At 51.9% G+C, this 25,978-nt stretch carries 21 protein-coding genes and 1 tRNA gene; 12 read left to right on the forward strand and 10 right to left on the reverse strand.

Features of this window, described 5'->3' with window-relative positions:
* Positions 1-59 precede the first annotated feature (59 nt).
* The 6 genes from G506_RS0101665 (at position 60) to G506_RS0101690 (ending at position 8,600) form a co-directional block, all read left to right on the forward strand.
* Positions 60-1,964: a methyl-accepting chemotaxis protein gene (locus G506_RS0101665; protein ID WP_028115365.1), complete on the forward strand. Its 1,905-nt coding sequence runs from the start codon at positions 60-62 to the stop codon at positions 1,962-1,964.
* A 144-nt stretch (positions 1,965-2,108) separates the two neighbouring features.
* A tRNA-Ser gene (locus G506_RS0101670) sits at positions 2,109-2,199 on the forward strand.
* Positions 2,200-3,036: 837 nt separating this feature from the next.
* Positions 3,037-4,704 (forward strand): mechanosensitive ion channel domain-containing protein, encoded by a 1,668-nt coding sequence (locus G506_RS0101675; protein ID WP_028115366.1) that lies wholly within the window; start codon positions 3,037-3,039, stop codon positions 4,702-4,704.
* A gap of 298 nt (positions 4,705-5,002) precedes the next feature.
* Positions 5,003-6,580: a hypothetical protein gene (locus G506_RS0101680; RefSeq protein ID WP_156904755.1), complete on the forward strand. Its 1,578-nt coding sequence runs from the start codon at positions 5,003-5,005 to the stop codon at positions 6,578-6,580.
* Complete coding sequence (locus tag G506_RS0101685) at positions 6,577-7,065, forward strand: hypothetical protein (protein ID WP_156904756.1); 489 nt, start codon at positions 6,577-6,579, stop codon at positions 7,063-7,065. Before G506_RS0101680 ends, G506_RS0101685 begins: the two co-directional genes overlap by 4 nt.
* A 116-nt stretch (positions 7,066-7,181) precedes the next feature.
* Entirely contained in the window at positions 7,182-8,600 is a 1,419-nt protein-coding gene (locus G506_RS0101690) for an FAD-dependent oxidoreductase (RefSeq protein ID WP_028115369.1), read from the forward strand.
* A 12-nt stretch (positions 8,601-8,612) separates the two neighbouring features.
* Here G506_RS0101690 and G506_RS0101695 read toward each other — a convergent pair whose 3' ends face one another.
* Both G506_RS0101695 and G506_RS0101700 read right to left on the reverse strand, forming a co-directional pair.
* Complete coding sequence (locus tag G506_RS0101695) at positions 8,613-9,890, reverse strand: metal-dependent hydrolase family protein (protein WP_028115370.1); 1,278 nt, start codon at positions 9,888-9,890, stop codon at positions 8,613-8,615.
* 72 nt (positions 9,891-9,962) lie between these two features.
* Positions 9,963-10,685 (reverse strand): pseudouridine synthase, encoded by a 723-nt coding sequence (locus G506_RS0101700; RefSeq protein ID WP_028115371.1) that lies wholly within the window; start codon positions 10,683-10,685, stop codon positions 9,963-9,965.
* Between the two features lie 124 nt (positions 10,686-10,809).
* On the opposite strand from G506_RS0101700, the gene G506_RS0101705 reads away from it, so the two are divergent.
* Complete coding sequence (locus G506_RS0101705; protein ID WP_028115372.1) at positions 10,810-11,532, forward strand: hypothetical protein; 723 nt, start codon at positions 10,810-10,812, stop codon at positions 11,530-11,532.
* Here the strand turns inward: G506_RS0101705 and G506_RS18435 are convergent.
* From G506_RS18435 to gloA, 3 genes are all read right to left on the reverse strand, one after another.
* Positions 11,529-13,526, reverse strand: a complete 1,998-nt coding sequence (locus G506_RS18435) for a diguanylate cyclase (protein ID WP_051201809.1) — start codon at positions 13,524-13,526, stop codon at positions 11,529-11,531. The two genes, G506_RS0101705 and G506_RS18435, sit on opposite strands and share 4 nt — an antisense overlap.
* A 75-nt stretch (positions 13,527-13,601) precedes the next feature.
* Positions 13,602-13,940: a DUF1294 domain-containing protein gene (locus tag G506_RS18440; RefSeq protein ID WP_051201810.1), complete on the reverse strand. Its 339-nt coding sequence runs from the start codon at positions 13,938-13,940 to the stop codon at positions 13,602-13,604.
* Positions 13,941-13,950: 10 nt separating this feature from the next.
* The gene (gene gloA / locus G506_RS0101720) at positions 13,951-14,361 is read right to left on the reverse strand and encodes a lactoylglutathione lyase (RefSeq protein ID WP_205619448.1); all 411 of its coding nucleotides are present in this window, start codon (positions 14,359-14,361) and stop codon (positions 13,951-13,953) included.
* 181 nt (positions 14,362-14,542) lie between these two features.
* On the opposite strand from gloA, the gene cydH reads away from it, so the two are divergent.
* Positions 14,543-14,635, forward strand: a complete 93-nt coding sequence (gene cydH, locus G506_RS20820; protein ID WP_156904757.1) for a cytochrome bd-I oxidase subunit CydH — start codon at positions 14,543-14,545, stop codon at positions 14,633-14,635.
* 125 nt (positions 14,636-14,760) lie between these two features.
* On the opposite strand, the gene G506_RS0101730 is transcribed toward cydH, so the two are convergent.
* The 5 genes from G506_RS0101730 to G506_RS20260 all read right to left on the reverse strand — a co-directional run bounded on the left by G506_RS0101730 (position 14,761) and on the right by G506_RS20260 (position 20,717).
* On the reverse strand, positions 14,761-15,795 hold the full coding sequence (locus G506_RS0101730; RefSeq protein WP_028115374.1) for an extracellular solute-binding protein: 1,035 nt from the start codon (positions 15,793-15,795) through the stop codon (positions 14,761-14,763).
* A 98-nt stretch (positions 15,796-15,893) separates the two neighbouring features.
* Positions 15,894-16,688: a spermidine/putrescine ABC transporter permease PotC gene (potC, locus tag G506_RS0101735; protein ID WP_051201811.1), complete on the reverse strand. Its 795-nt coding sequence runs from the start codon at positions 16,686-16,688 to the stop codon at positions 15,894-15,896.
* Positions 16,685-17,545: a spermidine/putrescine ABC transporter permease PotB gene (potB, locus tag G506_RS0101740; RefSeq protein ID WP_028115376.1), complete on the reverse strand. Its 861-nt coding sequence runs from the start codon at positions 17,543-17,545 to the stop codon at positions 16,685-16,687. Before potB ends, potC begins: the two co-directional genes overlap by 4 nt.
* Positions 17,529-18,641: a spermidine/putrescine ABC transporter ATP-binding protein PotA gene (potA, locus tag G506_RS0101745; RefSeq protein ID WP_205619449.1), complete on the reverse strand. Its 1,113-nt coding sequence runs from the start codon at positions 18,639-18,641 to the stop codon at positions 17,529-17,531. The genes potB and potA overlap by 17 nt, the downstream gene beginning before the upstream one ends.
* A 378-nt stretch (positions 18,642-19,019) precedes the next feature.
* A complete protein-coding gene (locus G506_RS20260) occupies positions 19,020-20,717 on the reverse strand; it encodes a sensor domain-containing diguanylate cyclase (protein ID WP_156904758.1) in 1,698 nt (565 codons plus the stop codon).
* Between the two features lie 535 nt (positions 20,718-21,252).
* Here G506_RS20260 and G506_RS0101760 point away from each other — a divergent pair.
* The 4 genes from G506_RS0101760 (at position 21,253) to G506_RS0101775 (ending at position 25,965) form a co-directional block, all read left to right on the forward strand.
* Entirely contained in the window at positions 21,253-23,157 is a 1,905-nt protein-coding gene (locus G506_RS0101760; protein ID WP_028115378.1) for a TonB-dependent receptor plug domain-containing protein, read from the forward strand.
* A 99-nt stretch (positions 23,158-23,256) separates the two neighbouring features.
* Positions 23,257-24,225 (forward strand): ABC transporter permease, encoded by a 969-nt coding sequence (locus tag G506_RS18450; RefSeq protein WP_084631069.1) that lies wholly within the window; start codon positions 23,257-23,259, stop codon positions 24,223-24,225.
* Between the two features lie 4 nt (positions 24,226-24,229).
* The gene (locus tag G506_RS0101770; protein ID WP_051201813.1) at positions 24,230-25,210 is read left to right on the forward strand and encodes an iron chelate uptake ABC transporter family permease subunit; all 981 of its coding nucleotides are present in this window, start codon (positions 24,230-24,232) and stop codon (positions 25,208-25,210) included.
* Entirely contained in the window at positions 25,210-25,965 is a 756-nt protein-coding gene (locus G506_RS0101775; protein WP_205619450.1) for an iron ABC transporter ATP-binding protein, read from the forward strand. The genes G506_RS0101770 and G506_RS0101775 overlap by 1 nt, the downstream gene beginning before the upstream one ends.
* Positions 25,966-25,978 lie beyond the last annotated feature (13 nt).

The raw sequence follows: 25,978 nt of genomic DNA on the forward strand, positions 1-25,978 counted from the left end.
TTATCTAAGCAAACATAAGTCATTGTTAACGCTTAGGAAGGTTAAGGGTTCGACCGCCAATGCAAACTCTAGGATTTAAAGGCTCGATCATCGCATCCGTGATGGCGGTGCTTTCAGGGGGTCTCACCGTGGCCAATTACATGGGCTACGTTGAGTTACGAGATGCGACTGAAGAGCAGATTGTGTCGCAGTTTTCCATCCAGTCTCGTGCCGAAGCACGGCTGATTCAAGACTGGTTTGTTCGCCGTGCCGATGCGCTCAACTCGTTGGCGGATTTTTATAAAGCTGGCGATTCGGGTGAAACCTATGTCGAACTGGCGCAATTAACAAAAGCCACCGGTAAGCTGGATGATGTGATGATTGCCACCGATATGGGGCAGGCTTATGCCACCTATCAGGGCACGCTGTGGCATAACGGTATCGGTGAATCGTCGCAGTACGATCCGACCACCGAAAGTTGGTATCAAGCCGGTGAGGGCAGCCGAAATTTAACCGTGACTGAAAGCTACCTGACTGAATCTGGTCAACTTAAGGTGGCGATGCTGCGCGCGATCGAAGATGGTGTTGTCCGTGGCGATATCGACTTAACGATGTTGCAAACGGCGGTAGACCAGTTGCGCTTTGACGGCGCAGTGGCAATTGTGGTCGATGATTATGGCCATGTGCTTGCCAGCAGCGATAGCGAACGGCTGGTTGGTGAAATCATTAAGGCCGGCGATATGGCGCCAATTTGGCAACGGATGCAGCAGGGGCAAACCGCCGCTTTTGAATATCAAATGGGCACTGAACGGCTGGGGATGGTGGCGCCGATAATACTTAATGAAGACACGCGATGGTCGCTGTTTATCAGCGTCGATAAGCAGCACGCCTTTGCCGAGCTTCAACAAGCGCTCATTGACAAAGTCATCAGTTCAGTACTGATGACCTTAGGCGGTCTGCTGGTGGTACTGCTGGTACTACGTCGACTATTCCGACCAATTATTTTGCTTAAAACGTTGGTGCAAGGCCTAGCCAGTGGCAACGGCGATCTGACCAAGCGTTTGCCAGTGCGTGGTAATGACGATGACATTGACCAAATTGGCGGAGCGATCAATGCGCTGCTTAGCAATTTGCAGGCGATGCTTAAAGAGGTCGCACAAGCGTCTGATCATATCTCTGGCAGTATTGAACAGGTACATCGGTTAGCGACCAATACCAGCCACGGACTGTCGGCGCACCAGTCGGCAACCGAAGAGGCGGTGGTGGCGATTGAGCAGCTGAACAACAGTGCTGCGCAAGTGGCTAACAGTGCAGCTGAGGCTTCCCAGTTTACCCACGACACCAACCAAGCGACTAAGTCATCACGGCAGTTGGTGTTTGAAGCCAGTTCGACCGTGACCCAGTTGGTGACCGAGGTAGAGCGCACCGCAGGGCAGATTGCCAGCATGAGTAAAGATACCGAAGCCATTTCGTCGATATTGCATGTGATTGAGGGGATTGCTGGGCAAACTAACCTGTTGGCACTGAACGCTGCCATTGAAGCGGCCCGTGCCGGCGAACAAGGTCGAGGCTTTGCGGTGGTGGCTGACGAAGTTCGCAACTTAGCTGGGCGTACTCAAAACAGCACTGCTGAAGTTAGTGAAACCTTGGGTAATTTGAATAACAGCTCGCAGCAGACCATCGCGGTTATGGAAACGGCCAAGCGAACTTGTGAATTGACGGCTGAGCAGACCGAAGCGGTGGCGCTGCGGCTAGATGGTGTTGGAACACAGGTGGATCGGATTGATCAATTGTCTTCTGACATTGCCAATGCCGCAGCGATGCAGAATGAAATCGCCCAGCAGTTAGTGCACAGCATCAATGAAGTTCACCAAATTGCCCAGCAGCTTAGCGAAAACGGAGCCAACACTGCCGCTGAAGCACAAACTTTAGCCAGCGCCAATAATCAGCTACTGCAAGCGGTTGGCCAATTTAAGATTGAATAGGGTAGATTGAAGATAAAAACTAATCAGTTAACCACAATGTTTTAGCGAAATAGCCGATTATTAAAACAAACTGATCGCGCAATAGGCAGTTGAACATTTGGGGGCTTTACCTAACCGATAGAAGCCAGTACTATTCAACGCGTCGGAGGGATGGCAGAGCGGTTGAATGCACCGGTCTTGAAAACCGGCATAGGTTTGTAGCCTATCTAGGGTTCGAATCCCTATCCCTCCGCCATATTTAGGCAAAGCCCACCAAACGGTGGGCTTTATCGTATCTATTGCTATGAAAAAATATAGGGATAGGGCGAGGACCCTAGACAAGGGTTTGAACTAGCGTAGCGTAGTCGCGATGCGAAGCATCGACTTTGCTTAGCAAGGGACCAACTAGCGCAGCGTAGTGCGGCACGAAGTGCCGAGGGCGCAGCCCGATCCATTCCTATCCCTCCGCCATATTCTAGACCCCAGCCTTAGTGCTGGGGTTTCTCGTTTTAGGCGGTTCAAAATATTAACCGTTGATGGGATAGGGTGAGAATCCTAGACAAGGGTTTGAACTAGCGCAGCGTAGTCGCGATGCGCAGCATCGACCTTGCGTAGCGGGGGATCAACTAGCGTAGCGTAGTCGCGATGCGCAGCATCGACCTTGCGTAGCGGGGGATCAATTAGCGCAGCGTAGTCGCGATGCGAAGCATCGACTCTGCGTAGCAAGGGACCAACTAGCGCAGCGTAGTGCGGCACGAAGTGCCGAGGGCACAGCCCAATCCATCTCTATTCCTCCGCCACTGTGCCAGATTAGCCAAACCCCAGCCTTAGTGCTGGGGTGTCTTGTTTTGGTCAACCAAAAATTAGTAGCAGAGCGACTGCTCGCCATCAGCTAATAACGCAGGAGTAACATCGGCATTTGTCTTAGCCGGTGCAATTCATCAGCTTTGCTCAGATCAACACCCAGCAACGGTTTACACAAAACGTCCGTCCAGAACTGCCGCAAACCTGTTGCGTCACAAGGTTATAGGCTTGCGACTATGGTTAACTGCAGAAGACTCGCGAGCAACAGCAACAAAGATGGGGTAGTTACATGAATCTGGCGATTAACCGCTTACTGGCAGTGGGCTTGCTACTGCTATTAAGTTTAAGTGCTTTAGTGATGGCCGAAGAGCCTACGTCAGCCACAACTGAGCCGACTCGATTGGAAAACTTAAATCAAGAGCTTTTAAGTTTGTCTGCCAGTCTAAAAGACGCCAAGGGCACTGATCGAGAAGCGTTATTATTTCAGCTTTTTCAAACCAATGACTCACTTAGGGAACAGCTTGCGCAAGATTTTGAACGCGGTGCGATATCGAAAGATGAATTTTTAAAGTATCTAAAAGTTCAAGAGGAGTATGTCAACGGCAGTTATAACTATCTCGAAAATTATTCGGTCAAACTTGCTGAACAGATAGAAAGTAGCAGTGATGAAAATAAGCTGTCTCTTATTGGTAAATTCAAAGAGGTTGAAAGTTCTTTAAATAATTTGTTTAAAGTAAGCCAGCAGAACATAGAGTGGTATCGAAATATCGAATGGCCAAAGGCTGCGAGTCGATTAGAGAAAGTTTTAGAAGAACGGCTTGCACAAAGATTGCGGCAAGCTTCGGCATCGACCAAGTACTACGGGCAACAGATAAAGTTGATTGAACAACAGTTATCGGTAAGCCCGGATTCCGAAGTTTCATCACTACAGTTAAAGCGATTAATAACGGAACAGCGACTTAATATTTCGTCAAACTCATTATCAGCGATGGTAACTATTGCTGATGCACTTGGCCAAGATACTTCCGAATACAAGCGGCAACTGTTTGAAACGACCGGCGATGTAACCGTTAATTTGTTGGATTGGAGTGTCCTTAAGTCGATACTAAGCAATTGGGTTACAACTCTGGTGGATTGGATTAAAAACAATCTATCACAAGTGCTTATCCAAGTTACTATATTTGCTGCGGTGCTGGCGATAACTTGGTTTGCAGCACGGTTTGTAAGAAAGCTGGTCGGCAATATCGTTAGCAATAAAAGCTTTCGATTATCAACGCTTATGCAAAACTTCTTTGAGTCGATATCCAGTAAAGCTGTCTGGTTTATCGGTATTTTGATGGCGTTGTCTCAAGTTGGCTTAGATCTTACCCCAGTATTAACTGGTTTTGGTATTGCCGGGGTAGTTATCGGTTTTGCACTGCAAGACACCTTATCTAATTTTGCTGCTGGGATGATGTTGCTGATATATCGGCCATTTGACGTTGGCGATTTTGTTTTTGCTGGTGGGGTTGATGGCAAGGTTGATTCGATGAGTTTGGTCAACACCACAATTAAGACCTTTGATAATCAAATTATTATTGTGCCGAACAGTAAAATCTGGGGTGACGTTATTAAGAATGTTACCCATGAACGGGTACGACGAGTAGATATGGTATTTGGCATTGGCTACAGTGACGATGTACTTAAAGCGGAAGCGTTGTTGGCCGAAATTGTTGAATCACACCCCAGTGTACTGCGCTCTCCGGAACCGATGATCAAATTACATACTTTGAATACCTCGTCGGTAGATTTTATCGTCAGACCTTGGGTCAAAACCGATGATTATTGGGATGTCTATTGGGATGTTACCAGGGCGGTAAAGCTTAAATTTGACGAGCAGGGTATTTCGATCCCATTCCCACAACAAGATGTTCACCTGCATATGGTCAACGGCAGTGCCACTGCGCCAACAACTTGATGGCCGATCTGTAGGATCAGCAAGTTAGCACAGCAGGGCGTCCCACCATCTTGAAAGAGATCGCTTTGGTGATTGAACATTCATTGATGGGCCATCACATGGACGCCCTAGTTTGCCGCGAGCAGTAACAGCGGTTAGCACGGCTATCTGATCGAAGCCCGTTGTTGTACCTTTTACCTCCTGACCATTTCCCATTCATCCATACGTCATTGATTTGTTAAATTTTTCCTAAGACTCCGAAGCGATGGGTGAAGTTGTCTATCCTTGATATGAAACCGTTCAGGGAAGGGCAGTAACCATGATGAATCCGGTGCAGCAGGCCAAAGCCGATGCCGCCAAACAGCGGGAAAGCGATCGCCAGCAGTTACAGCAAACCTATCAGCAGACGCCAGAACAAGGGCTAGAGCAACTGCAGCGAGCGGATGACGACGGGCTGTATTTGGTCGATTTTGATGAAACCTTGTGGCTGCGCAATTCGACCGAGATGTTCCTTGCCTCGATCCAGCCATCGTGGTGGGCGGCGATCATCATTCAGTTACTCGGCCTGCTTAAACCTTGGCGTTGGTTTGGCGATGAAGATCCAGAGCATCGACGTGACTGGATACGGTTAAAAGTGGTGTTAGCGCTTTGCCCTGGGGCAGTGAAACGCTGGCAGCAGCAAGCACCGCAGCTGGCAGCGCAACACCTCAACCAACAATTGGTTGCTGTACTGCGGCAAAAGCCGCAACAAAACATCCGGATTGTCTCGTTTGGTTTTGACTTTGTCCTGCAACCGCTGTTGCAGGCGTTGGAATGTTCGTGGCCGCTGCAGATCTGCCTAACCATGGACGATGCGGTTGCTATTCGAGAACGTGGCAAAGCGCAGATCTTAACTGAACAACTTGGCGAATTGGCGCTTCGACGTGCGGTCTGTATTACCGATAGCCTGCTTGATAGAGATCTGCTGGCGGCAGTTAACACTGGGATATTGGTTAAGTGGCCTCTAGCCAGTGGCGATCCCGCTGGGATGGCGCCGATGTTGCCACTGGTGTTTACCAAAAAGGTAAACCGACCGACTGAACAGTATTTTACCCGGGTGATTTTAGGCCACGATTACATCGGCTTAGTGCTGGCGTTTGTGCTGGTCAGTAGTCAGCCGCTGTTGTGCGCCATCAGTCTGCTGCTGTTTGTGCTGGCCTACTTCGCGATTTACGAAACCGGATACTTCGAGAACGACCGCTTAGGCTTGTTATTTGAAGAAAAGCCGCGCGTATCCGAACAATTTAAGCGGCTGGGACACAACTTTAACCCGAACTTTGCGTGGCTTTGTGGCTTGATTATCGCCATCCCCGCCGCCTATCTAGCCAGTTTAGGCTCAAGTTGGCTGCCAGCCGCCTTTGGAGTAACCGGTGCGGCGGCAGTGTTGGCGGTGTGGCTAACCTTTGTCGGCTTTATGGTTGCGGTGCGCACGGTGTTTTATTGGTTTAATCGTACCCCGGTACAGGGGCGAATTTTACCCATGTTGTTGCTGCAGTTTGCCCGTAACTGCGGTTACATTGTGCTGTTTCCGACCATTATCTCCGGTGGGATTTTTTGTTTAGCGTGGACCCTAGGCAAGTGGGTGCCCTACATTATTTACCGTTATGGCGGTTCGGCGATGGGGTACCCTAATCACCTAGTGACTGGTTTGCTGTTTGCGTCGATGATGTTGATGGTTGGTTTAAGCTCCAGTGCTGGCTTTACACCGTTTGTTAACTGGCCGACGGCGTTAATAAGTTTGTATGTTGGTGCCCGGGCTGGCAAAGATCTTTGGTCGTTTCGTTCGCGGCTTAAGCCGTTAACGCCAATTGCCGGACGACAGATAGCAGCGGTAACGGACAACAAGGAGTGCAAGTGAGAACAAGTTGGTTCGCTGTGTTGGCAACTGTGTTCCTAGCTGGCTGCGGTCAACAGCAGCAACTGCTGCAGTCGGTATTGACGCCGCCGTCAGCGGATTGCTCTGAGCCAATTGACATTGCCGCGGTCAGCGCCATCGCCAACACCCCAAACTACATCATCTACGAGTTAGACTACTGCTACGACGGCAGTCTTGGCAGCGAAGTATTTATCCATATCGCCCCAGCTGATCGCAGTCGTTTTGTTGCTCATGCGCCGGTCCGAGCGATCGCCGGTCGCAACCAAGTAACGCTGACCTTGGTTGCGCAAAACTTTTCTGGTGATGAAGACACCGTCAGCCTGTCGCATTTGGAGATCTCGCTTGATCATCGGCAAACCGATGCTGACGGTCAGCGTTACTCTGAAAAACTGCTGTCGCAGGTGGTGCCGATCACTGCAGTACTGCATCAGCGAACCCAACCACAAGCGTTACTAAGCCAAAGATAAACCTGTTGCTGAAGTGAGTTTGAACAGCAAGGTAAGCTGTTGTGCTGGTTCGATTGTGCCAATTGCTCACAACTGCGTATATTGTGGCTGAGTTTATCAATCGCAGTTTGTTTCCCATGTTTCAACACGCCCTAGCGGCTGCCAAACCGATTCGAGTTGGCATTATTGGCGGTGGAGTTGCCGGCTCTACCATTGCGATGCACCTAAGTGCACGTGATGATGTCGAAGTTACCCTGTTTGAACAGGGGCAATCCCTGGTTAATGGTCCGCCAATCTGCCACCTGCATGCTGGCGGCAACCTTTACCGAGAAATCGATGATCAGCAGTGTCTAACGCTGCTGCAGGAATCTATCGATACCTTAAAGCTGTTTCCCCACTGCGCAAATGTGCGGCCAACCGTGATTGTTGTACCGCAGCGCGATGCCGGTGATGTCGCGGCATTGCTGCCGCGTCTACAACTGCTGCAACAGCACTATCAGCAGTTGGTGGCGGCGGATCCCAGCAATCAGGTGTTGGGTGAGCCCTGCGACTACTTTCGCTGTTACAGTGAAGCGCAGTTGCAGCAGTTGGCGTTAAAGCCGTTACCAGCGGCGCCCACGCAGCACGATGACTGGTTAATCCCGCTGGCCAAGGAGTTGGACTTTGATTCGGTTAAATGGCCGCTGATCTTGGTGCAAGAATATGGCCTAAGCCTGTTCCGGTTAGCTGCTAGTGCAGAACTAACCTTGGCCGCTCGCACCAACTGTCAGGTAAAGCTGAATCATAAAGTCACCGCGGTTAAGCGCTGTGGTGGCGGTTTTCGGTTAACCTTCGGCGGCAGTAGCCAAGACAGCGTCTATGTCGATTATCTGATCAATGCCTGCGGCCATTTAAGTGGCAGCGTTGACGATGAACTGCAAGTGCCAGCGCAGCGGATGGTCGAATTTAAAGCGGCTTACTTAGCCAGTTGGGCGGGACAAGGTCACTGGCCAGAGGTGATTTTCCACGGTGAGCGTGGCACCCCCAACGGCATGGCACAGCTTACCCCGTACGCCGATGGTCTGTTTCAGCTGCATGGTATGACGGAATCGATCACCTTGTTTAGCGATGGCCTAGCCCGTGCACACGGTGGCAGTGCCCAACCTAAACTGCCGTTGCCACTGCGGCGCAAGCTCAAAGATGGTTGGCCACAGCAACTGGTGGAGCAGCGCAGTCGCGCGGCAATTGACCACTTGGCGGTGTTTTTACCCAACTTTGCCAATGCCAATCCGGCGGGTAAGCCGCTCTATGGTGCGCAGCAGATCCCTGGGCAAGACGTGAGCTTACGGGCTGCCGACGTCGAGTTTCCTGCCCCGCACTACGCCCGTGCCGAAATTGTTAAAGCTAATTCGGCGTTGCCGGCGGCAAAGGCAATCGAGCGACAACTGTTTGCCGATTGTGCCGATACCGCCGCAGCGGCAATAGCGTTATCACCACTGCAGGTGCAGCAACGAGGCGAGCAGATCGCTTGTGAGCGCAACTATCCAGCGGCACTCGCTCGTCGCATTCCGGCATAGAAAGCTGTGGGGTTATTGTTTAACGATAACCCCATCTTTCATCACAAAGCTTACCTGTTCCATCAATTCAATCTGCGTCAGTGGATTGCCTTTAACTGCCACCAAATCCGCCAGTTTGCCCGGTGCAACGCTGCCCAACTGATCATCTATTCGCAGTAACTGCGCACTGTGCAGGGTAGCCGAACGCAGCGCTTCAATCGCTGGCATGCCGGCTTCAACCATATAGCCAAACTCGCGACCATTAAGGCCATGGGGGAATACTCCCGCATCGGTGCCAAAGGCGATCTTAATCCCGGCTTGATAGGCCTTGGTGAAGGTGGCTTGGATTTTCGGACCCACCGCAAGGGCTTTAGGGCGAACAATTACCGGGTATTGATCAACGTGTTCGGCGACCCACTTGCCGGCGCTGATAGTCGGTACGTAAAAGGTACCGTTTTGCTTCATCAGTTCGATGGTTTCATCGTCCATATAGGTGCCATGCTCGACCGAATCGACCCCAGCGCGGACCGCGCGTTTCATGCCTTCGGCACCGTGAGCGTGTACCGCTACCACAAAGCCGTAATCTTTGGCAGTGTCCATCACCCCTTTGAGTTCATCCGCCATAAACTGCGGGTTGTCGCCGCTTTTGGCGAGACTTAGCACGCCACCGGTGACCGTTAATTTAATGACGTCCGAGCCATCTTTGTAGCGTTGACGCACCGCCTGGCGAGCTTGCTCGTAACTGTTGATTACCCCTTCGGTTGGCCCCGGTGGTCCCTGTAACAGACTAACTTGTTTGCTAAAGCCATTGGTTGGATCGGCATGGCCGCCGGTGGAGGCGATGGCGTTACCGGCAGCGTAGATCCGCGGCCCCAAAATATGACCGTCGTTAATGGCATTGCGCAGATCCAAAGAAACGGTGCCGCCAAGATTACGCACGGTGGTAAAGCCCGCCATTAAGGTGTCTTCCACATAGTTGCTGGCTCGTAGGGCGAAGTAGGGGGGATTTTTAAAAAAGGGTTCGGCGTAACTGCTGCCGGTAAGCACCATATCGACGTGGGTATGCATATCCATCAGCCCCGGCATCAGCGTATGTTGGCGCAGATCGATGATGGCGGCGCTGTCGCTGTTCAGATAGCCATCGTGGATAGCAACAATCTGGTTATCTTTGACTTCAACCGTCACCTGCGATCGCAGTTTATCAGCAACGCCATCAAACAGATTTTGGGCGTGCAGATAGTAGTGTTCGGCCAGCGCTGCTGGACTAACCAACAAGGCGATGGCGGCGGTGAGGCGGGTGGTAGTATTCATTTCACAATCCTTTGACAAACATGACAAAAGATATACTGCCACTTGTGAATCTACATTCGCAATAGCGTTATTTTATTGGCGCGCTATTACCTCTGACCAGCCTAAGCGCTCAATAATGCCAGTGAAGGTTTGATCGAGCGGCGCCAATACCCGCTGATGTTGACCGGTTAGTGGATTGTGCCAAGTGAGTGAACTGGCGTGCAAAAGCATACGATCGACGGCGAATTGGTCACGGAAATAGTGGTAATGGCGATTTTTGCCGTAGCGAGTGTCACACAAAATTGGATGACCAATATGGCGAAGGTGGCGGCGCAGTTGATGTTTGCGACCGGTTTGCGGTTGGCAGGCGACCAGCGAATAGCGCGAACTGGGATACTTATCAATGGCGATGGCCAATTCGGCCGTGGCCAGGGTTTGATAGTGGGTCAATGCCGGTTTAGCCGGTCCAGGTTGCCAGTCGGGATTACTGCGATCCCGTGGTAATGCCAAGGGTTCATCGATGCTGCCAGCGGCTGGGGCAAAGCCTCGCACCACTGCGAGGTAGGATTTTTCGGCGGTTTGCCAATCGGCAATGATGGCGCTGGCCGCTTCGCTGGATTTGGCGAACAGCAACGCACCAGAAGTGCTGCGGTCGAGACGATGAACTGGGTAGAGCGCCAGATCCAACTGATCTCGAAGCCGTTGCAATAGGGGCTTGCCACGATGATGTGGGTGTTCGCCGCGATGAACCAGCGTGTTGGCGGGTTTGTTGATCACCACGCAGTGATCGTCTTCAAACAGGATGGGCAGTGACATGGTTGCACAGTGAGCTAAATCAGGGCGCAGATGTTAGCAGAGCCACGGTTTGTCACCTAATTTCTGCAATTGTGCCGGCACACTGCGATAATGATGCTCTTTAGTTGCTTGATGTTGAGTTGATATGGCTTCTTGGTTTAAACGGATCTTGGAAAATGGCGTGCTGGAAAATGGCTTGTTAAAAGAGGTAGAGCCGCTGCTTGAACCGCACCAAGATAAGATTGAGGCGATCACCGAACAAGGCAAAGCGGTGTTGCAACAACACGGTCTTGTCGATGAACCGGACGCGGAATCCGATCCACAGGCGGCGCTTAATCACCGCTTACACCAACTGCTGCGCCATCTGCTGCAATTGCCCCATCAGCGTAGTCACTACTTGGCCAGCGAACTGGTTACCCAATTGCCATCGCTGCTGGCGCTGCATCCGCAACTGCGCGGATTTGTTGGCATCGCGCAGGTGTTGGCGCAGCCGCAGCAACATCAGGACAGCAGCAGCCAGCGGATCTTGGCGATTGCCCAAGGCTTGGGTGGTTCGCCGTGGTTATTACGAGCGGCGCAGGGCGGCCAGCATTGGATTAACGGTCAACAAGCCTACGACAATGCCTGCGAACGTCAGCGTCATTACCAGCAATTGAACTCAGCACAGCAACATGTGGTTGATCTGGCGACGATGTTGCTTGGCTTGTTAGAGCAAGCGCAGATTGATGGCGCTCAGGTCGATTACATCACCATGCAGCTGGAGATGGCCTTAGCGGTCGATTTTGAGCAATTGGCGGAGGGTCTGGACGAGGAACACCGCGGCGCCTTAAACGGCATCAGTTATGGCGCTTGGCCGCGGCTAGCTTAAGCAGTTTGTCCGGTTGGGCTCCTCGTGGCTACTTTGTCAGCATCCCTAAATACGGAACCACGACAGCGGTTTTTTCCCTGTTGCTTGGCGCGGTAAAGGTGTCGATCGGCGCTCTGCAGCAGTTGCGGCAAGCCACTGTTTGCGCTGGTTGCTGCGCCGTCGAAGATCACAAAGCCGATTGAGACAGTTACCCTAAGTTGACGTTGGTCGTCGAGCACAAATGGCTGCTCGGCGATGCTGCGCCGCAAGCGCTCGGCCAGCTGTTCCGCCTCGTTGCCGCAAACAAATCGGGCCACCGCCAAAAACTCTTCGCCGCCCCAGCGCACCAGATAATCGGAATCTCGAAACAAGCGGGTTAAGCGATTGGCAAATTGGCTAAGCACCTGGTCGCCACCATGGTGGCCGTAATTGTCGTTGATTGCTTTAAAGTCATCGATGTCACATAGATACAGCACCAGATCGCCAGAGCGTGGCCGCTGGTCTGGTTGCTGTTGCCACTTTTTATAAAGCCGCCGACACTGCTGCAAATCGGCGTGCAAATGGCTTTCCAAAAAGCGCCGATTATAAAGTCCGGTAAGTTTGTCGGTCAGACTTAAATTTTCCATTCGTTGATAGGCATCGAGCAACTCGGCATTCTTTTGCTGTAACTCAGTAGTACGAGCGGCCACTTGTTGGCGCAGGCGCTGGTTGTTGTGCCGCAGTAACCGCCGTCTATAAAACAGGGCAGCGATGAGCGCTATGGTGGCCAGCAGCAACAGCGATAGGCCGTATAATCGTTGCTGCTGCAAGCGTTGTTGATGCTGCAGCGCCTGTTGTTGTTGCAACTGACGAATTTGGCTTTCGCGGCGGATAAATTCAGTTTGCGCTTGTTTGGCGGCAATGGTGGTCAGCCGGGATTGATCGAACTGTGTCCGTTGCAGTTGCTGAAGTTGGCTTAATGCATAATACGCACTTTGAAAATCCTGTTGCTGTTGGCTAAGACGCAACTGCAATTGGCTAAATAAGCTCTGTTTGTAGCTTTCGCCCAAGCGTTTGGTCAGTGCCAACCCTTGGTCTACTGTTCTCTTGGCCACATCAACATTGTTGCTATCCAGCGCCATCTCTGCCGCCACCAGCAGCGCTTCAACTAACAGGGTTTGAAAACCGTTGTGACCGGCACGTTCGATGACTTCGCTGATTAACTGCTCTGCATTTGCCACATCGCCAAGATAAAAGCGCGCCAACGCGACCGAGGTTAAGGCCCAGTCGTTGTCGCGTTTGGCGCCAATTTGTTGGAATGTGGTTGCCGCGTTCAGGGCATATTCAAGCGCCAGTTGATGATTGCCAAGCGCATTGTGCACTTTGGCCAGTTTTTGTTGGCTATAAGCAATCTGCTTGGGAATGCCGCTTTGTTTATCAATCGCCAGCGCTTGCTCGAAATGGCGCAGCGCGATCTCATAGTCGCCCAGTTTGTAATGGATATCGGCAAGGTTAAACAGACCGTTGGCGATCTCATTTGGCAATTGCAGCTGATTGGCGATTGCCAGCGCGTGTTGGTGCGCCTCAATCCCTTCGCTTAATTGACCAACTTTGACCCACACCATGCCGATGGCGTTGTAACAATCAGCGATCAGTTGCTGATCGCCAAGCTGTTGAAACTCCGCCATCGCCATAAAGATATATTCGATGGCAGCGGGATAATCCCCTTGCAGGTAATAGTTGCTGCCGATAGCACGATAGGTTTGACCAAGCCGTCGCTGCTGTTGCGGTGTAAAGCCCTTAGCCGCCAATTCAAGGTGAGTTAACGCCGCCGCAAACTGATCGCGCGCCATGGCATTTTTGCCTTGATGATAATGGCCGTTGGCAACATCGGTTGGGTCTTGATTGGCGTTTGCTGCCGTGAGCAGTTGTTCGGTGAGTTGTTCGGCGTGGTCAATATCGCCAGAGTTACGCGCGGCGTTGATCTGCGCCTCTAATGACCCCAGCGCGATGGTCGGCAGCAGGCTTGCAAGCAATAGCAGGGTAGTCCGTAGCTTGATGACTCAATCCTTGAGTTAATTGTTAACACAAGGTAAAGCTACCGCATTTGGCTATGGATTGGCTAACAGGAAATGACCGTAGTGGTAGCCACTAAGCAGTAGCGCGTGCAGCAGCACGATCGCCAGTAATATCAGGTTAAAACCACGTTTGTGCAGTTTGTGGCGAAAGCGTGCGCGGGCAAACAGCGCTCCGGGCCAACCGCCAAACAGCGCCGCCAGATGCAGCGTGCGTTCCGAGATCCGTCGTTGTTGCTTGATGGCGCGATGCTTGTCCAAACCATACAACAGCACAGTTAATAGACTTAACGCGAGGTAGGCTGGCAATAGCAACAGCGGGCCTGCCAGTAGCAGACCCGTAAACCACGCCAAAGGCAGTAGGTAGGCGATCATAACGCGCCAATTAACCGATGGAAGCGGTTGCGTCTTCCCGTTGGATCAGTTCAATCTTGTAACCGTCTGGATCGGTAACAAAGGCGATGTGGGTGGTGCCGCCCAGTACCGGACCTGGCTCACGAGTCACGTTGCCACCGGCGGCACGGATTTTGTCACAAGCTTGGTAGATGTCGTCGTAACCCAGGGCGATGTGGCCAAAGGCGCTGCCATGATCGTACTCGGTAGTGCCCCAGTTGTAGGTCAGTTCGATAACCGCGTGTCCTTGGCTCTCGTCGCCAAAACCGACAAACGCCAAGGTGTATTGGTACTCTTGGTTTTCCGATTTGCGCAGTAGGTTCATCCCCAACACTTCGGTGTAAAACTTGATCGAGGCATCCAGATCGCCAACTCGAAGCATGGTGTGTAGAACTTGAGACATGTTGATTTCCTTCAAACTAAAAACAGCGCAATGATAGCAGAGTAGGGCGATTAACCCAGCAGCTGCTGGCGGTCGCAGTTAACTTGTGACCGGTTTCACGTTGTTGAGGTTGTTAGCTGAAATTGCGGCGCTAGCTCGGTAATCTTGCAACTGGGGGGAAGTGCTAACGTTTCGCTAGGAAATGCCAATGTCTACCGACTTGAAGTACGCGCTGGCAATGACCACCTTTGCCCTTGGGGTGATTGTGGTATTCAGTTCGTTTATGTTTTTCTGACAAGCGTCAGTAACTTCCGTAAAAAACGCCGGTTCATTATGAACCGGCGTTTTTTTATGGCCGCGCGTGTCGGGATCAAAAAAGGCAGCCGAGGCTGCCTTTTGTTAACGAGCAAAGCGTCAGAATTACTGACCGGCTTTCAGCTTCAGGAAGTAGTTTTCGTACTTCACAGTCAGATCGCCGATAGAGTCCTGCCACTCAACGCGATCCAGATCTTCTTGAGATGGGAACAGCGGAGCAACATCTTTGAACTTGTCGTTGGACGCTTTAACTGCAGTCAGGTAACCGGTGTCAGCGGAGATCTGCTCAGCGATTTCTGGACGCAGCAGGAAGTCGATCATCTTGTGAGCCGCTTCTACGTTGGTTGCACCAGAGGAGATCGCGAAGTTATCAACCCAGCCGATGCCGCCTTCTTTCGGGAATACCAGTTGCAGTGGCAGACCTTCTTTCTGTGCCGCAGCAGCAGAACCGTTCCACAGCATGCCCAGACCAACTTCGCCAGACATGTATGGTGCGCCTGGGTTGTCAGAGTTGAACAGCAGTACGTTTGGCATCAGCTTTTGCAGTTCGGCGTAAGCGGCGTCGATCTCCGCTTCATTGGTGGAGTTACCGGAGAAGCCCAGTTTACGCAGAGCGATGTGGAACACTTCACGGGTGTCATCCATCAGCATCAACTGACCAGCCAGCTCAGGCTTCCACAGGTCGCCCCAGCTTTGGAAGTCTTCAACATTGTACATGTCGGTGTTAACTGCCAGACCGGTGATCGCCACAACGTGTGGGATAGAGTAGTCGTTGTTTGGATCGAACGGCTTATCCAGATAGTTAGCATCCAAGTTGTTGAAGTTGCTTAGCTTAGATTTGTCGATCTTCTGCAGCATGCCTTCATCGCGCATCTTGGCTACGAAGTAAGTGGATGGAACAACCAGATCGTAACCTTCGTTGTGGCTTTTCAGTTTCGCGTACAGAGTTTCGTTAGACTCGTAGGTAGAGTAGATAACCTTAATGCCGGTCTCTTTAGTGAACTGTTCAAGGATATTACTGTTGATGTAAGGCCCCCAGTTCATAAATACCAGTTCTTTATTGGCTTCGGCCATCGCCGCACCAGAGAACAAAGAAAGTGCGCAAGCACCGCCAGCAATAAGTTTGGTCAATTGTTTCATTGACGTCAGTCTCCAAACCAAGAGGGGCACTCATCGTTTAAATAATTGATGAGTAAGATAAAAACATCAACGCCGCCCGCGGCGCTGATGAGTAGTTATTAAGGTTGTTGAACCTTATCCCGTGCCAGCAGTTGCGACACAATCACCAGCAGCAGCGATACAATCAGCATCACGGTTGCTAGTGCGTTGATCTCCGGAGAGATCCCCACTTTCACCATTGAATAGATCTTCAATGGCAGAATTTCGTAAGTTGGGCCAGTCACAAAGCTGGAGATGATCACATCATCCAAAGACAGGGTGAAGCTGAGTACCCAACCGGCGGCCAGTGCCGGTTTCACCAGTGGCATAAGGATCTGCTTTAGGATCACCCATTCCGATGCCCCCAGATCTTTGGCCGCTTCCAGCATCTTGACGTCAAACCCGTTCAAACGGCTGTATACCGACACCACCACAAATGGCAGACAGAAGGTGATGTGTGCCACCAGCAGGGTAAAGAAGCCCAGCTTGGCGCCCATCACTAGGAACAGTGCCAGCAGTGAAATCGCCATCACGATGTCTGGTGACATCATCACCACGAACAGCATGCCGTTCACCAGCTTCTTGCCTTTGAAGCTGTAACGGAACAATGCTACTGCGGTCAGGGCGCCGATCACTGTTGCTGCGGTGGCGGAGAACGCCGCCACACTCAGTGAATGCCATGCGGCCTGAACCAAGCTGTCGTTGTTGACCAAGGTTTCGTACCACTTGGTGGTGAAACCATCCCACTTCAAACCAAAACGGTTGGCATTGAAGGAGTTAACAATCAGCACGATGATTGGCAGGTACAAGAAGGCGTACACCAATCCGGTAAAACCGCATTTGGCGGTAAGGCTCAATTTTCCGTTGCGGCTCATTGCTCTAGATCCACACTCTTGTTCATCAACTTGCCAGCACGGTAGTAGGCGTACAGCATCACCGCCATCGCCAGAGTCAGGGCGATACTGGTGGCCGCACCAAACGGCCAATCACGGGCGTTCAGTACCTGGCTCTTAATTACGTTACCGATCAGCAGGTTCTTGGCACCGCCGAGCAGATCGGAGATGTAGAACATGCCCAGTGCCGGCAACAGCACCAGCAAACATCCGCCGATGATCCCCGGCAGTGTCAGTGGCAAGATCACCTTGATGAAGGTTTGTAACTTGCTGGCACCCAGATCGCGCGCTGCTTCGATGTAAGAGCCGTCCAATTTTTCGATGGCGCTGTACAGTGGCAGGATCATAAATGGCAGCAGAATGTAGACCAGACCGATCATCACCGCCGATTCGGTGTACATGATCCGCAGTGGTTTATCGATCAGATCCAGCGACAGCAAGGTTTTGTTTAAAACCCCTTGGGTGCCCAATACGATCTTGAGGCCGTAGGTGCGGATCAGCGAGTTGGTCCAAAACGGCACAATCACCAAAAACAGCATGAACGGACGCCAGCGCTCCGGCATTTGGGCGATGATGTAAGCGAACGGGTAACCGATCAGCAAACACAGCAAGGTTGCCACCAGCGCCATGTAGAACGAGTGGATCGTTACCTTGGCGTACAGCGGATCAAGCAGACGAGCGTAGTTGTCGAGGGTAAATACCATCTCAATCAGGTTGGCGTCGTCTCGGGTTAGGAAACTGGTGCCGATGATCATCAGGTTTGGCACTAACACAAACAGTGTTAGCCAACCGACGATCACGCCGATGATGGCATTTTGCAGATTAAGCTTCTTGGTCATCGTTGAGTACAACCTCCCAGCTCTCAACCCAAGTGATGGCTACTTTCTGACCCAAAGAGTGGTCTACGTCTGGATCGTCTTCGTTGAAGAACTCGCTAACTTGCACGCGCATGCCAGAATCCAGCTCAACAATCGATTCCAAAGTCATGCCTTTATAGGTGCGCTCGGTCACGTGGCCAACGATGCCACGCTGTTCAGACTCTTTGATCTCTTCGATGCGCAGATCTTCAGGGCGCAGCAGTACCTGCAGCTTATCGCCAATCTGGACATCAAGATCGCAGTACACCACCGACTCAACGCCTTCGATTTCGGCGCGAATGCGTTTGTCATCAAGACGTTCGATAACGCTGGTGTGGAATACGTTGATCTCGCCAATAAAGCGCGCCACGAATAGGTTCTTAGGATCTTCGTAGATCTCACGTGGCGAGCCGTCTTGCTCGATCACGCCATCACGCATCACGATGATGCGGTCAGACATCGACAGCGCTTCTTCCTGATCGTGGGTTACGAAGATAAAGGTAATGCCCAGTTGACGCTGCAGTTGCTTCAGCTCGATCTGCATCTGCTTACGCAGTTTGTAATCCAGCGCCGACAGCGATTCATCCAACAGCAACACTTTTGGCTTATTCACCACCGCGCGGGCGATAGCGATACGCTGCTGCTGACCACCAGACAACTGGTGTGGTTTACGCTGTGCCATGGCGTCCAGACGGACCATGCGCAGCGCTTCCATCACCCGTGGTTCGATTTCGGCGGCTGCAACTTTTTGCATGCGCAGGCCAAACGCCACGTTGTCAAACACGGTCATGTGTGGGAACAACGCGTAGCTTTGAAAAACGGTGTTTACATGGCGATGCTCAGCAGCAACCTGAGTCACATCTTGGCCGTTAAGAATGATCTCGCCTTGGTCGGCGGTTTCAAAACCGGCAATCATTCTAAGCACGGTGGTTTTACCGCAACCTGATGGGCCCAGAATGGTAAGGAATTCGCCGTGATTCACATCCAGATTAAGGTTGTTGATGATCTGTTTGCCATCAAAACTCTTGCTAATCCCAGTAAGACGGATAACTGGTTGTGCTGCTGTCTGTCCGTTCAACGTCTGTTTTTCTCCCACGTTGTAGTGATATGGATCGTTTGGTGCTGGGCACCGCTAAAAAGGCAGCGCATGATAATCACCACGGACTTGAAAACAAAGTCTTTTCAGCCCAACTTTGACAATCAATTTCACCACGGCGGCCAAGTCGCTGCTGCGCGACGGCATTGTTGATTGCTGTGGCGTAAAACTCAAAAGTCTAGCTGAAGCAAAATCAACCGGCTCAGTTGGCCGCAAATGCCAGTAAATAAACGCGCTCTGGCCAATATCGGCAGCGAAAAGCGAGCGCTAGAGCAGGGCGGGTAACGCCGTGGCTGCAAGAGGCGAAGCCAGCGGGGTACTGTTTTTGCTGATCAGTGCGGCGCTGCTGCGGCTATTGGCTTAAACGCTGTCGCTGTCGGCAGTCGTGGTGGCGGCCATGTCGATGATGCTGCGGTTTCGCCCTTGTCGCTTGGCTCGATACAGCGCTTGGTCGGCGCGCTGCACTAAGCTGATTGGCTGCTGGTGGCTTTGTGGCTGACAACGGCCAACGCCAATACTGGCGGTAACCACGCGGTTGCTGCCATCGCCATATTTAAGCTTTAGCTGTTCCACTTTGTGGCGGAAACGTTCGGCCAATTGCTGCGCTTGGTTAATCGAGGTGTTGGTTAAGATCACCGCGAACTCCTCGCCACCGTAACGGGCAACGACATCGTGATTGCGCTGAAACACCTCTCGTAATACGGCCGCGATGATCCGCAGATAGCGATCACCGTTGTGATGGCCCAGATTGTCATTTACTTGCTTGAAATGGTCGATATCGATCATCAATAGAATTAGTGCCACACCAGTGCGACTGCAGCGCGACCATTCGGCGTTAAGGTGTTGGTCAAAGTAGCGGCGGTTGTTGAGATCGGTGAGTGCATCGGTATGAGTCAATCGTTGCAACTTCACATTCGCTCGACGTAATTCGGCGGTCTTTTCTAGCACTTTCTGTTCCAGTTGGCGCTTTGACGCAATCAAGTTTTCCGCCATCGCGTTCAGCGCCATAGCAAGGGTACTTAGCTCATCGTTGCTGTTGACTTGGATTGCGGTATCCAGTTTGCCATTGGCGATGCGGCGGGCGGCGTTGGCGACTCGTAAGATTGGCTGGGTAAGTTTGTTAGCCAGCCACAACGACAGAACAATGGTGGCGACAACTATCACTGCAGTTAAGGCAAGAAATAGCCCTTTGAGGACATTGTTGGTGGCTAACACCTCGCTGCGATCCATTTTGACCACAATGCCCAATTGCAATTCACCTAGATAACGACTGACCGCGACCACCTCCACCTGGCGGTAGTCCAATGCCCGTTCAAACATCCGCTGCTGCTGTTGCAGCGCCATCCTCATTGGTTCAGCACTGACACTGGTGGTGGCGATCAACAGTGGTGTGGCGGCAAATCGCAGCGGCGAAAACAGCAGTATTGCATCGTTATCGGTATAGGTTGCGGCTAATACCTCTCCACTTCGGCCAAGGCCACTGTGATCGGTAAACATCTGCTGAAACCCAGCGGTCTTGACCTGCATTGCCACTACCCCAAGCAGTTGCTCTTGTTGCAGTAACGGTGCTGAAAACACCAATGCCGGTGATTGCTGTGGTTGCTGACTTAGCAGCAACGAGGCGGAGGGCATTTGCTGCCCTTGCAGGAACAGTGGGTGGTGTTTGAAGTTGTTGCCATTAAAGCGATCGGAGGTAGCAAACAGCAGATCGCCGTTGCTGTCGGTGATGAAGATCTCCGCAATCGATTCGGTTGCCTGCAAGGCATCGTTAAGGATCCGCTTGATCAGCAAAAAACTGTCGGTGTCTTGCTGTTGTTGATAGTGCTGCAGTGATTTGCGCAATTGGGTGCGACTGGCAATCAGACTGAGCTTCTCTTTGTTGTTGGCGATGAAGTTGGCCAGTCGCTGTTGCTTGATGTTGGCGATCGCCTCTAGGTGATCCAACGACAGTTCGGTGACGCGCTGCTGCGCGTAGTAAAAGTAGCTAACGGTGATCAGCAGATGCGATGCCAATGCCACCGCAATTAGGATGATCAGCAGTTTGTTACGCAGGTTCACCGGCGCCACCTGCGGCGGTTCGCGGCGCGCGCGTGCTGTCGATGTGGTTTGCTGCTGCAGAGAACCCAAGCGTCATAACGCAATCCATTGCATGTTTTTATGGTTAAGGACGAGCCCAATCCGGTTGCTGGCGTCACGGGCAACGGCTTTGAACGTATTCAGGGTTTAGTTAACAATTGCGATATTTGCCAGTCTGTTTATCCATAACTAGGTAGTGGTACAGCGTCGTAGTGGGTTGTCGTTGCTGCCACCTTTTTGCCTTAAAAGTGGTTAGGGCGTGTTGACCTTTCGCCCTAGCAACGCGATAAAAATTCGCTCAGTTCGCCGTCTCTCAATGAATGCTGGTGTGAGCCAGCTAACAATTCCGATTGCAAATGGCAGTAATTCGCATTTACCTGTTGATCTGTAATGGGCAATGCGACAAATTCGCATTCAATTTCTCGGGTGCTAATGGACTCCGAATTACGGTCGCGGTTGGGCTTAGTCGAACCACCGACCGCGATATAACCAGATAACATCATTTTGAGACGTAGTGATGAACCGTAATTTTCTTGCTCTTTCTGTTAGCGCTGCCTTGCTAGCTGCCACTACCGCGCCAGTTTGGGCGCAAACCGCCTCTGACGAGATCGAACAGATCGTAGTTACCGGTACCCGTACTGCTAACTTGATCGAAAACGTGCCAAACACCACAGAGTTGTTCAGTGCGGCCGATATCGAAAACATGGGCGCAGTGACCGTACGTGACGTGCTGACCAAAGCCGGCAACGTGCAGATGGGGGCGCAGAAGGGCGGGGTTAACATCCGTGGTTTGGGCGCCGACTACACCGTGATTCTGGTGAATGGCCGTAAGCCGGGCGGTCTGGAAAACATCAAAGACTTCCAGTCAATGATCACCTCCACCCTGAACGTGAATAACATCGAGCGTATCGAAGTGCTGCGTGGTCAAGCGGGCGCAATGTACGGCGCTAACGCCATTGGTGGTGTAATCAACATCATCACCAAGCAGTCGGTTGAGCCAATGACCGTGTTCTCGGCCACCGTTGGTAACTCCACCACCAAGCTGAGCATGGTCCATGACTTCGGCGTTAACGGTAACTGGGATGGCACCATCGCCGCCAACTTCGCTGACGTTGCTGGTATCGAAGAAGACAAACCAGATGGCAGCGGCACCACCAAAACCGGTGACGGATACTTGGGCAACATCAACGCTACTGTGGGCTATCAGGTAAATGACGATAACCGCGTGCGTACTGAAGTTGGTTACATCGTTGATCGCAACAAAGAGTACACCGACAACGTTGTTAGCCGTGATACTGACCGTACTCTGCTCAATACTGCGCTGATCTGGGACGGTTACACCGACGAACTGAACTACTCTGCCGGCGTCTCTTACAACCGTACTGAAAACCTCAACAACGGTCACACCGATCTGTTTCAAGATATCGTGGTTGATGGCCAAGTGGCTTGGGAATTTAATGAAACCCATACCTTCTTGGTTGGCGGCGAATTCGTGGTTGATAAAGCGGATACCGAAGTAACCAGCGAATCGCTGAATCGTTTTGCGGTATTCCTGCAAGATGAAATTTCGCTGTTTGATGAGCGGGTATTCTTGGTGCCATCGGTGCGTTACGACGACCATGAAACCTTTGGTGGCCAAACTACTTACCAGTTGGGAAGCACTTGGGAAGTGATCGAAGATCACCGCCTGAAAGCCAACGTTGGTACCGGCTACAAAGCACCGACCCTGATGCAGCTGTACGGTACCGAAGCGACTGGCATCGGCACCTTCTGGGGTAACCCAGATCTGAAACCGGAAGAGTCGAAAAACTACGAACTGCGTTACGAATACCGTGGCGATCGTGTTGATGTGAACGTCGGTTGGTACTTCAACGATGTGACTGACTTCCTGCACCGTGAAAAGTGTGACTACAGCAGCAATTGTTCGTTCGTTGACGACAAAAATCCGAAAGGTGACTGGCTACGAGTCAATGTTGGCGAAGTAGAAATTCGCGGCATTGAAACCGAGCTGGCTTACCGCATGACTGAGCAGCTGGATGTGACTGTCAGCTACAACCACATTGATGCGGAAGTTCTGGAAGGTGAAAAGATCTACGGCGGCGCGAACCAAGGTCGTGTGCGCCTGTCTGGTACCGCGGAAGATAACTTTGGTTTGGATCTGGGTTACACCAACAACGAACATGATTTGACTGTGAATGTTTGGGGTAACTACTTCGGTGACTTCGCCAGCGTTAATGGCAAGACCGGCAAGTACACCATCTTCGACTACTACAACTTCAACGCTGCGGTGAAGAAGAACTTTGGCGACACCTACGCGGTCAGCTTTGGCGCTTACAACTTCCTGCAGAGCGAGCGTGATAGCGACAATGACGCCGCGCTGGATCCAATGGAATGGCGCTTAACCTTCGACATGAAGTTCTAAGCCTTGCCAGTTCACGCTAACCCTTAGCGACACGACAGCCCCATCCCTGATTTCAGGCATGGGGCTTGATGCGTTAGAAAAGTAAGTAAATTCGCCGAAATGCAATACTACAAATATTCAATCCTGATGGCCGTGGCGATTGTGGTGCTGGGCACCATTTCGCTGTTTATCGGCGCTATGGATGTCTCCATCGCCGCGATCATGGCTGGCGATCTAGAGCAGCTGAATGTGCTGCTGATCTCCCGTTTGCCACGTTTGATGGCGATCCTCTGTACCGGAGTCGGCATGAGTGTTGCCGGTCTGCTGATGCAGAACCTGTGCATGAACAAGTTCGTGTCGCCAACTACTGGCTCGACTGTGGCTTTTGCCCAGTTGGGGGTACTGCTGTCGCTGATCTGGTTCACCGACACCAGCTTGTGGCAGAAAACCGCCATCGCTTTTGTTACCTCAATTCTGGGTACTTGGGTGTTTATCTACTTCACCCAGAAGATCAAATTTAAAGACATCATCATGGTGCCGCTAATCGGCATCATGCTTGGCAACGTGGTTGGCGGTATTACTACCCACTTTGCCTACGTCTACGACGTAATGCAGTCCCTGCAGGGGGCGTTGGTGGGCGACTTCTCGCTGATCATTAAGGGCCAATATGAAGTGGTCTTCTTAGTGGTGCCGCTGCTGATTGTCTCTTACTGGTTTGCCAATCATTTCAACATCGTTGGCCTGGGCGAGAGCTTCGCCAAGAACTTGGGCGTGAACTACAACCTGCTGCTGTTTGCCGGGCTGTCGATTGCGGCGCTGCTGACCGCCAGCATTGTGGTTACTGTTGGTGCAGTGGCCTATCTGGGACTGATCGTGCCGAACATTGTGGCGATGTTCCGTGGTGATAACATTCGCGGCTGTCTGCTGGACGTGTCGCTGTTCGGCGCGCTCTTTGTGCTGGCCTGTGACATCTTTGGTCGCTTGGTGATCTTCCCGTATGAGTTACCGATTAACCTGATTGCTGGCGTGGTCGGCAGTGTGGTGTTTTTGGTGTTGATGTTTAAACGCCTAAGCCCGGCGAAGGAGTAACGGCATGACTGTATTGAATAATCCGGCGCCGCGTAATTTGCCGCTGCAAAAGGTCACCGCGATGGCGGTGATCAGCCTGATTCTGGCGGCGGTGTACCAGTTTATCTTTGTCGACTGGCGCTTTATTGAATTTGCGATGATGCTGCGCACCCCGAAATTGGTGGCGATCATCGTTGCGGCGTTCTGTATTGGTATGGCCACCATGGTGTTCCAGTCGATCATCAACAACCGCATCGTTACCCCCTGCTTGCTGGGGATGAACGCGCTGTACATTCTGATCCATACCGCGGTGGCGTTTGTGTTTGGCGCCACCAGTGATCTGTCGGCGGATAAGAACATCGCGTTTTGCATCGATGTGGTGCTGATGTCGGTGCTATCAACCCTGATCTACGGCTATCTGTTTAAGAAAACCAACTACAACATTCTGTTTGTGCTGCTTTCCGGCACCGTGATGGCAACCCTGTTTGGCAGCATCTCCGACACTTTGCTTCGGGCGATGGATCCGAACGAATACGACATGTTGCTGAACAGCCTGATCGCCGGTTTCAACAACGTTAACGCCGACATTCTGTGGTTGGCGGCGGCGCTAATCGTGGCGGTGATTGTGTGGCTGCGCAAAGAGATCATGCTGCTGGATGTGATCACTCTGGGTAAGCATCAAGCGATCAACCTTGGGGTTAATTACGACAAGGTGGTGGTTAAGCTGCTGCTGGGGGTCACCATCTTTATCACCATCGCTACCGCGCTGGTGGGGCCGATCTCGTTCTTAGGTCTGATCATCGCCAACGTTGCCCGCGAATTTTTGCAAACCTACCGTCACCGCTATCTGCTGCTGGGCTCGTTCTTCGCCGGCGTGATTGTGCTGCTGATGGGGCAGCTATTGATTGAGCACGTGTTTACCTTCGGCTCGGTTATCTCGGTATTTATCAACGTCTTTGGTGGCGCGTACTTCCTCTACCTGATTGTGAAAGGGCAACAGCTGTAATGATTAAAATCAGCAATATCTCCAAATCTTACGGCAGCAAAAAAGTCGTTAGCGACGTTAGTTTTGAACTGCCAAAAGGCAAACTGATCTCTTTTATTGGCCCTAACGGCGCCGGTAAATCCACGGTGCTGCACATGATCGCGCGCCTGTTGGATCGCGACAGCGGTCGGGTAGAGGTGGATGGCATTGAACTGGGTGATTGGAACAGCACCGAGCTGGCCAAGCGCCTGTCGATTCTGACTCAGCACAACAACGTCACTATGAAGCTGACCGTACGTGAATTGGTGGCCTTTGGCCGTTTCCCGCACTGTGGCGGCAAGCTGACCGAAGACGATAAAATGATGGTCGAGCAGGCGATCAGCTACATGGAGCTGCACGACTTTGCCGATCGTCATATCGATGCGCTCTCCGGCGGTCAGCGTCAGCGCGCTTACATCGCGATGGTGCTGGCGCAGGATACCGACTACATCATCCTCGATGAGCCGACCAACAACCTTGATATCTACCACTCCTCGCAGATGATGAAGACCCTGCGGCGGATGTGTGACGAACTGGGCAAAACCATTGTGGTGGTGCTGCACGAGATTAACTTCGCCTCTTGCTACTCCGACTACATTGCCGCCTTTAAACAGGGCCAGTTGTACAAGTTTGATACCGCCGAAGCGCTGATGACTTCAGAGCACCTAAAGGCGCTGTACAACGTCGATTTTGAAATTCAACAGATGAATGGCAAAGCCATCGCCATCTATTACTAACTTTGCGTTAAGG

Origin of the sequence: Ferrimonas senticii DSM 18821 (genome assembly GCF_000422665.1) — a bacterium.
Taxonomy (GTDB): Bacteria; Pseudomonadota; Gammaproteobacteria; order Enterobacterales; family Shewanellaceae; genus Ferrimonas; species Ferrimonas senticii.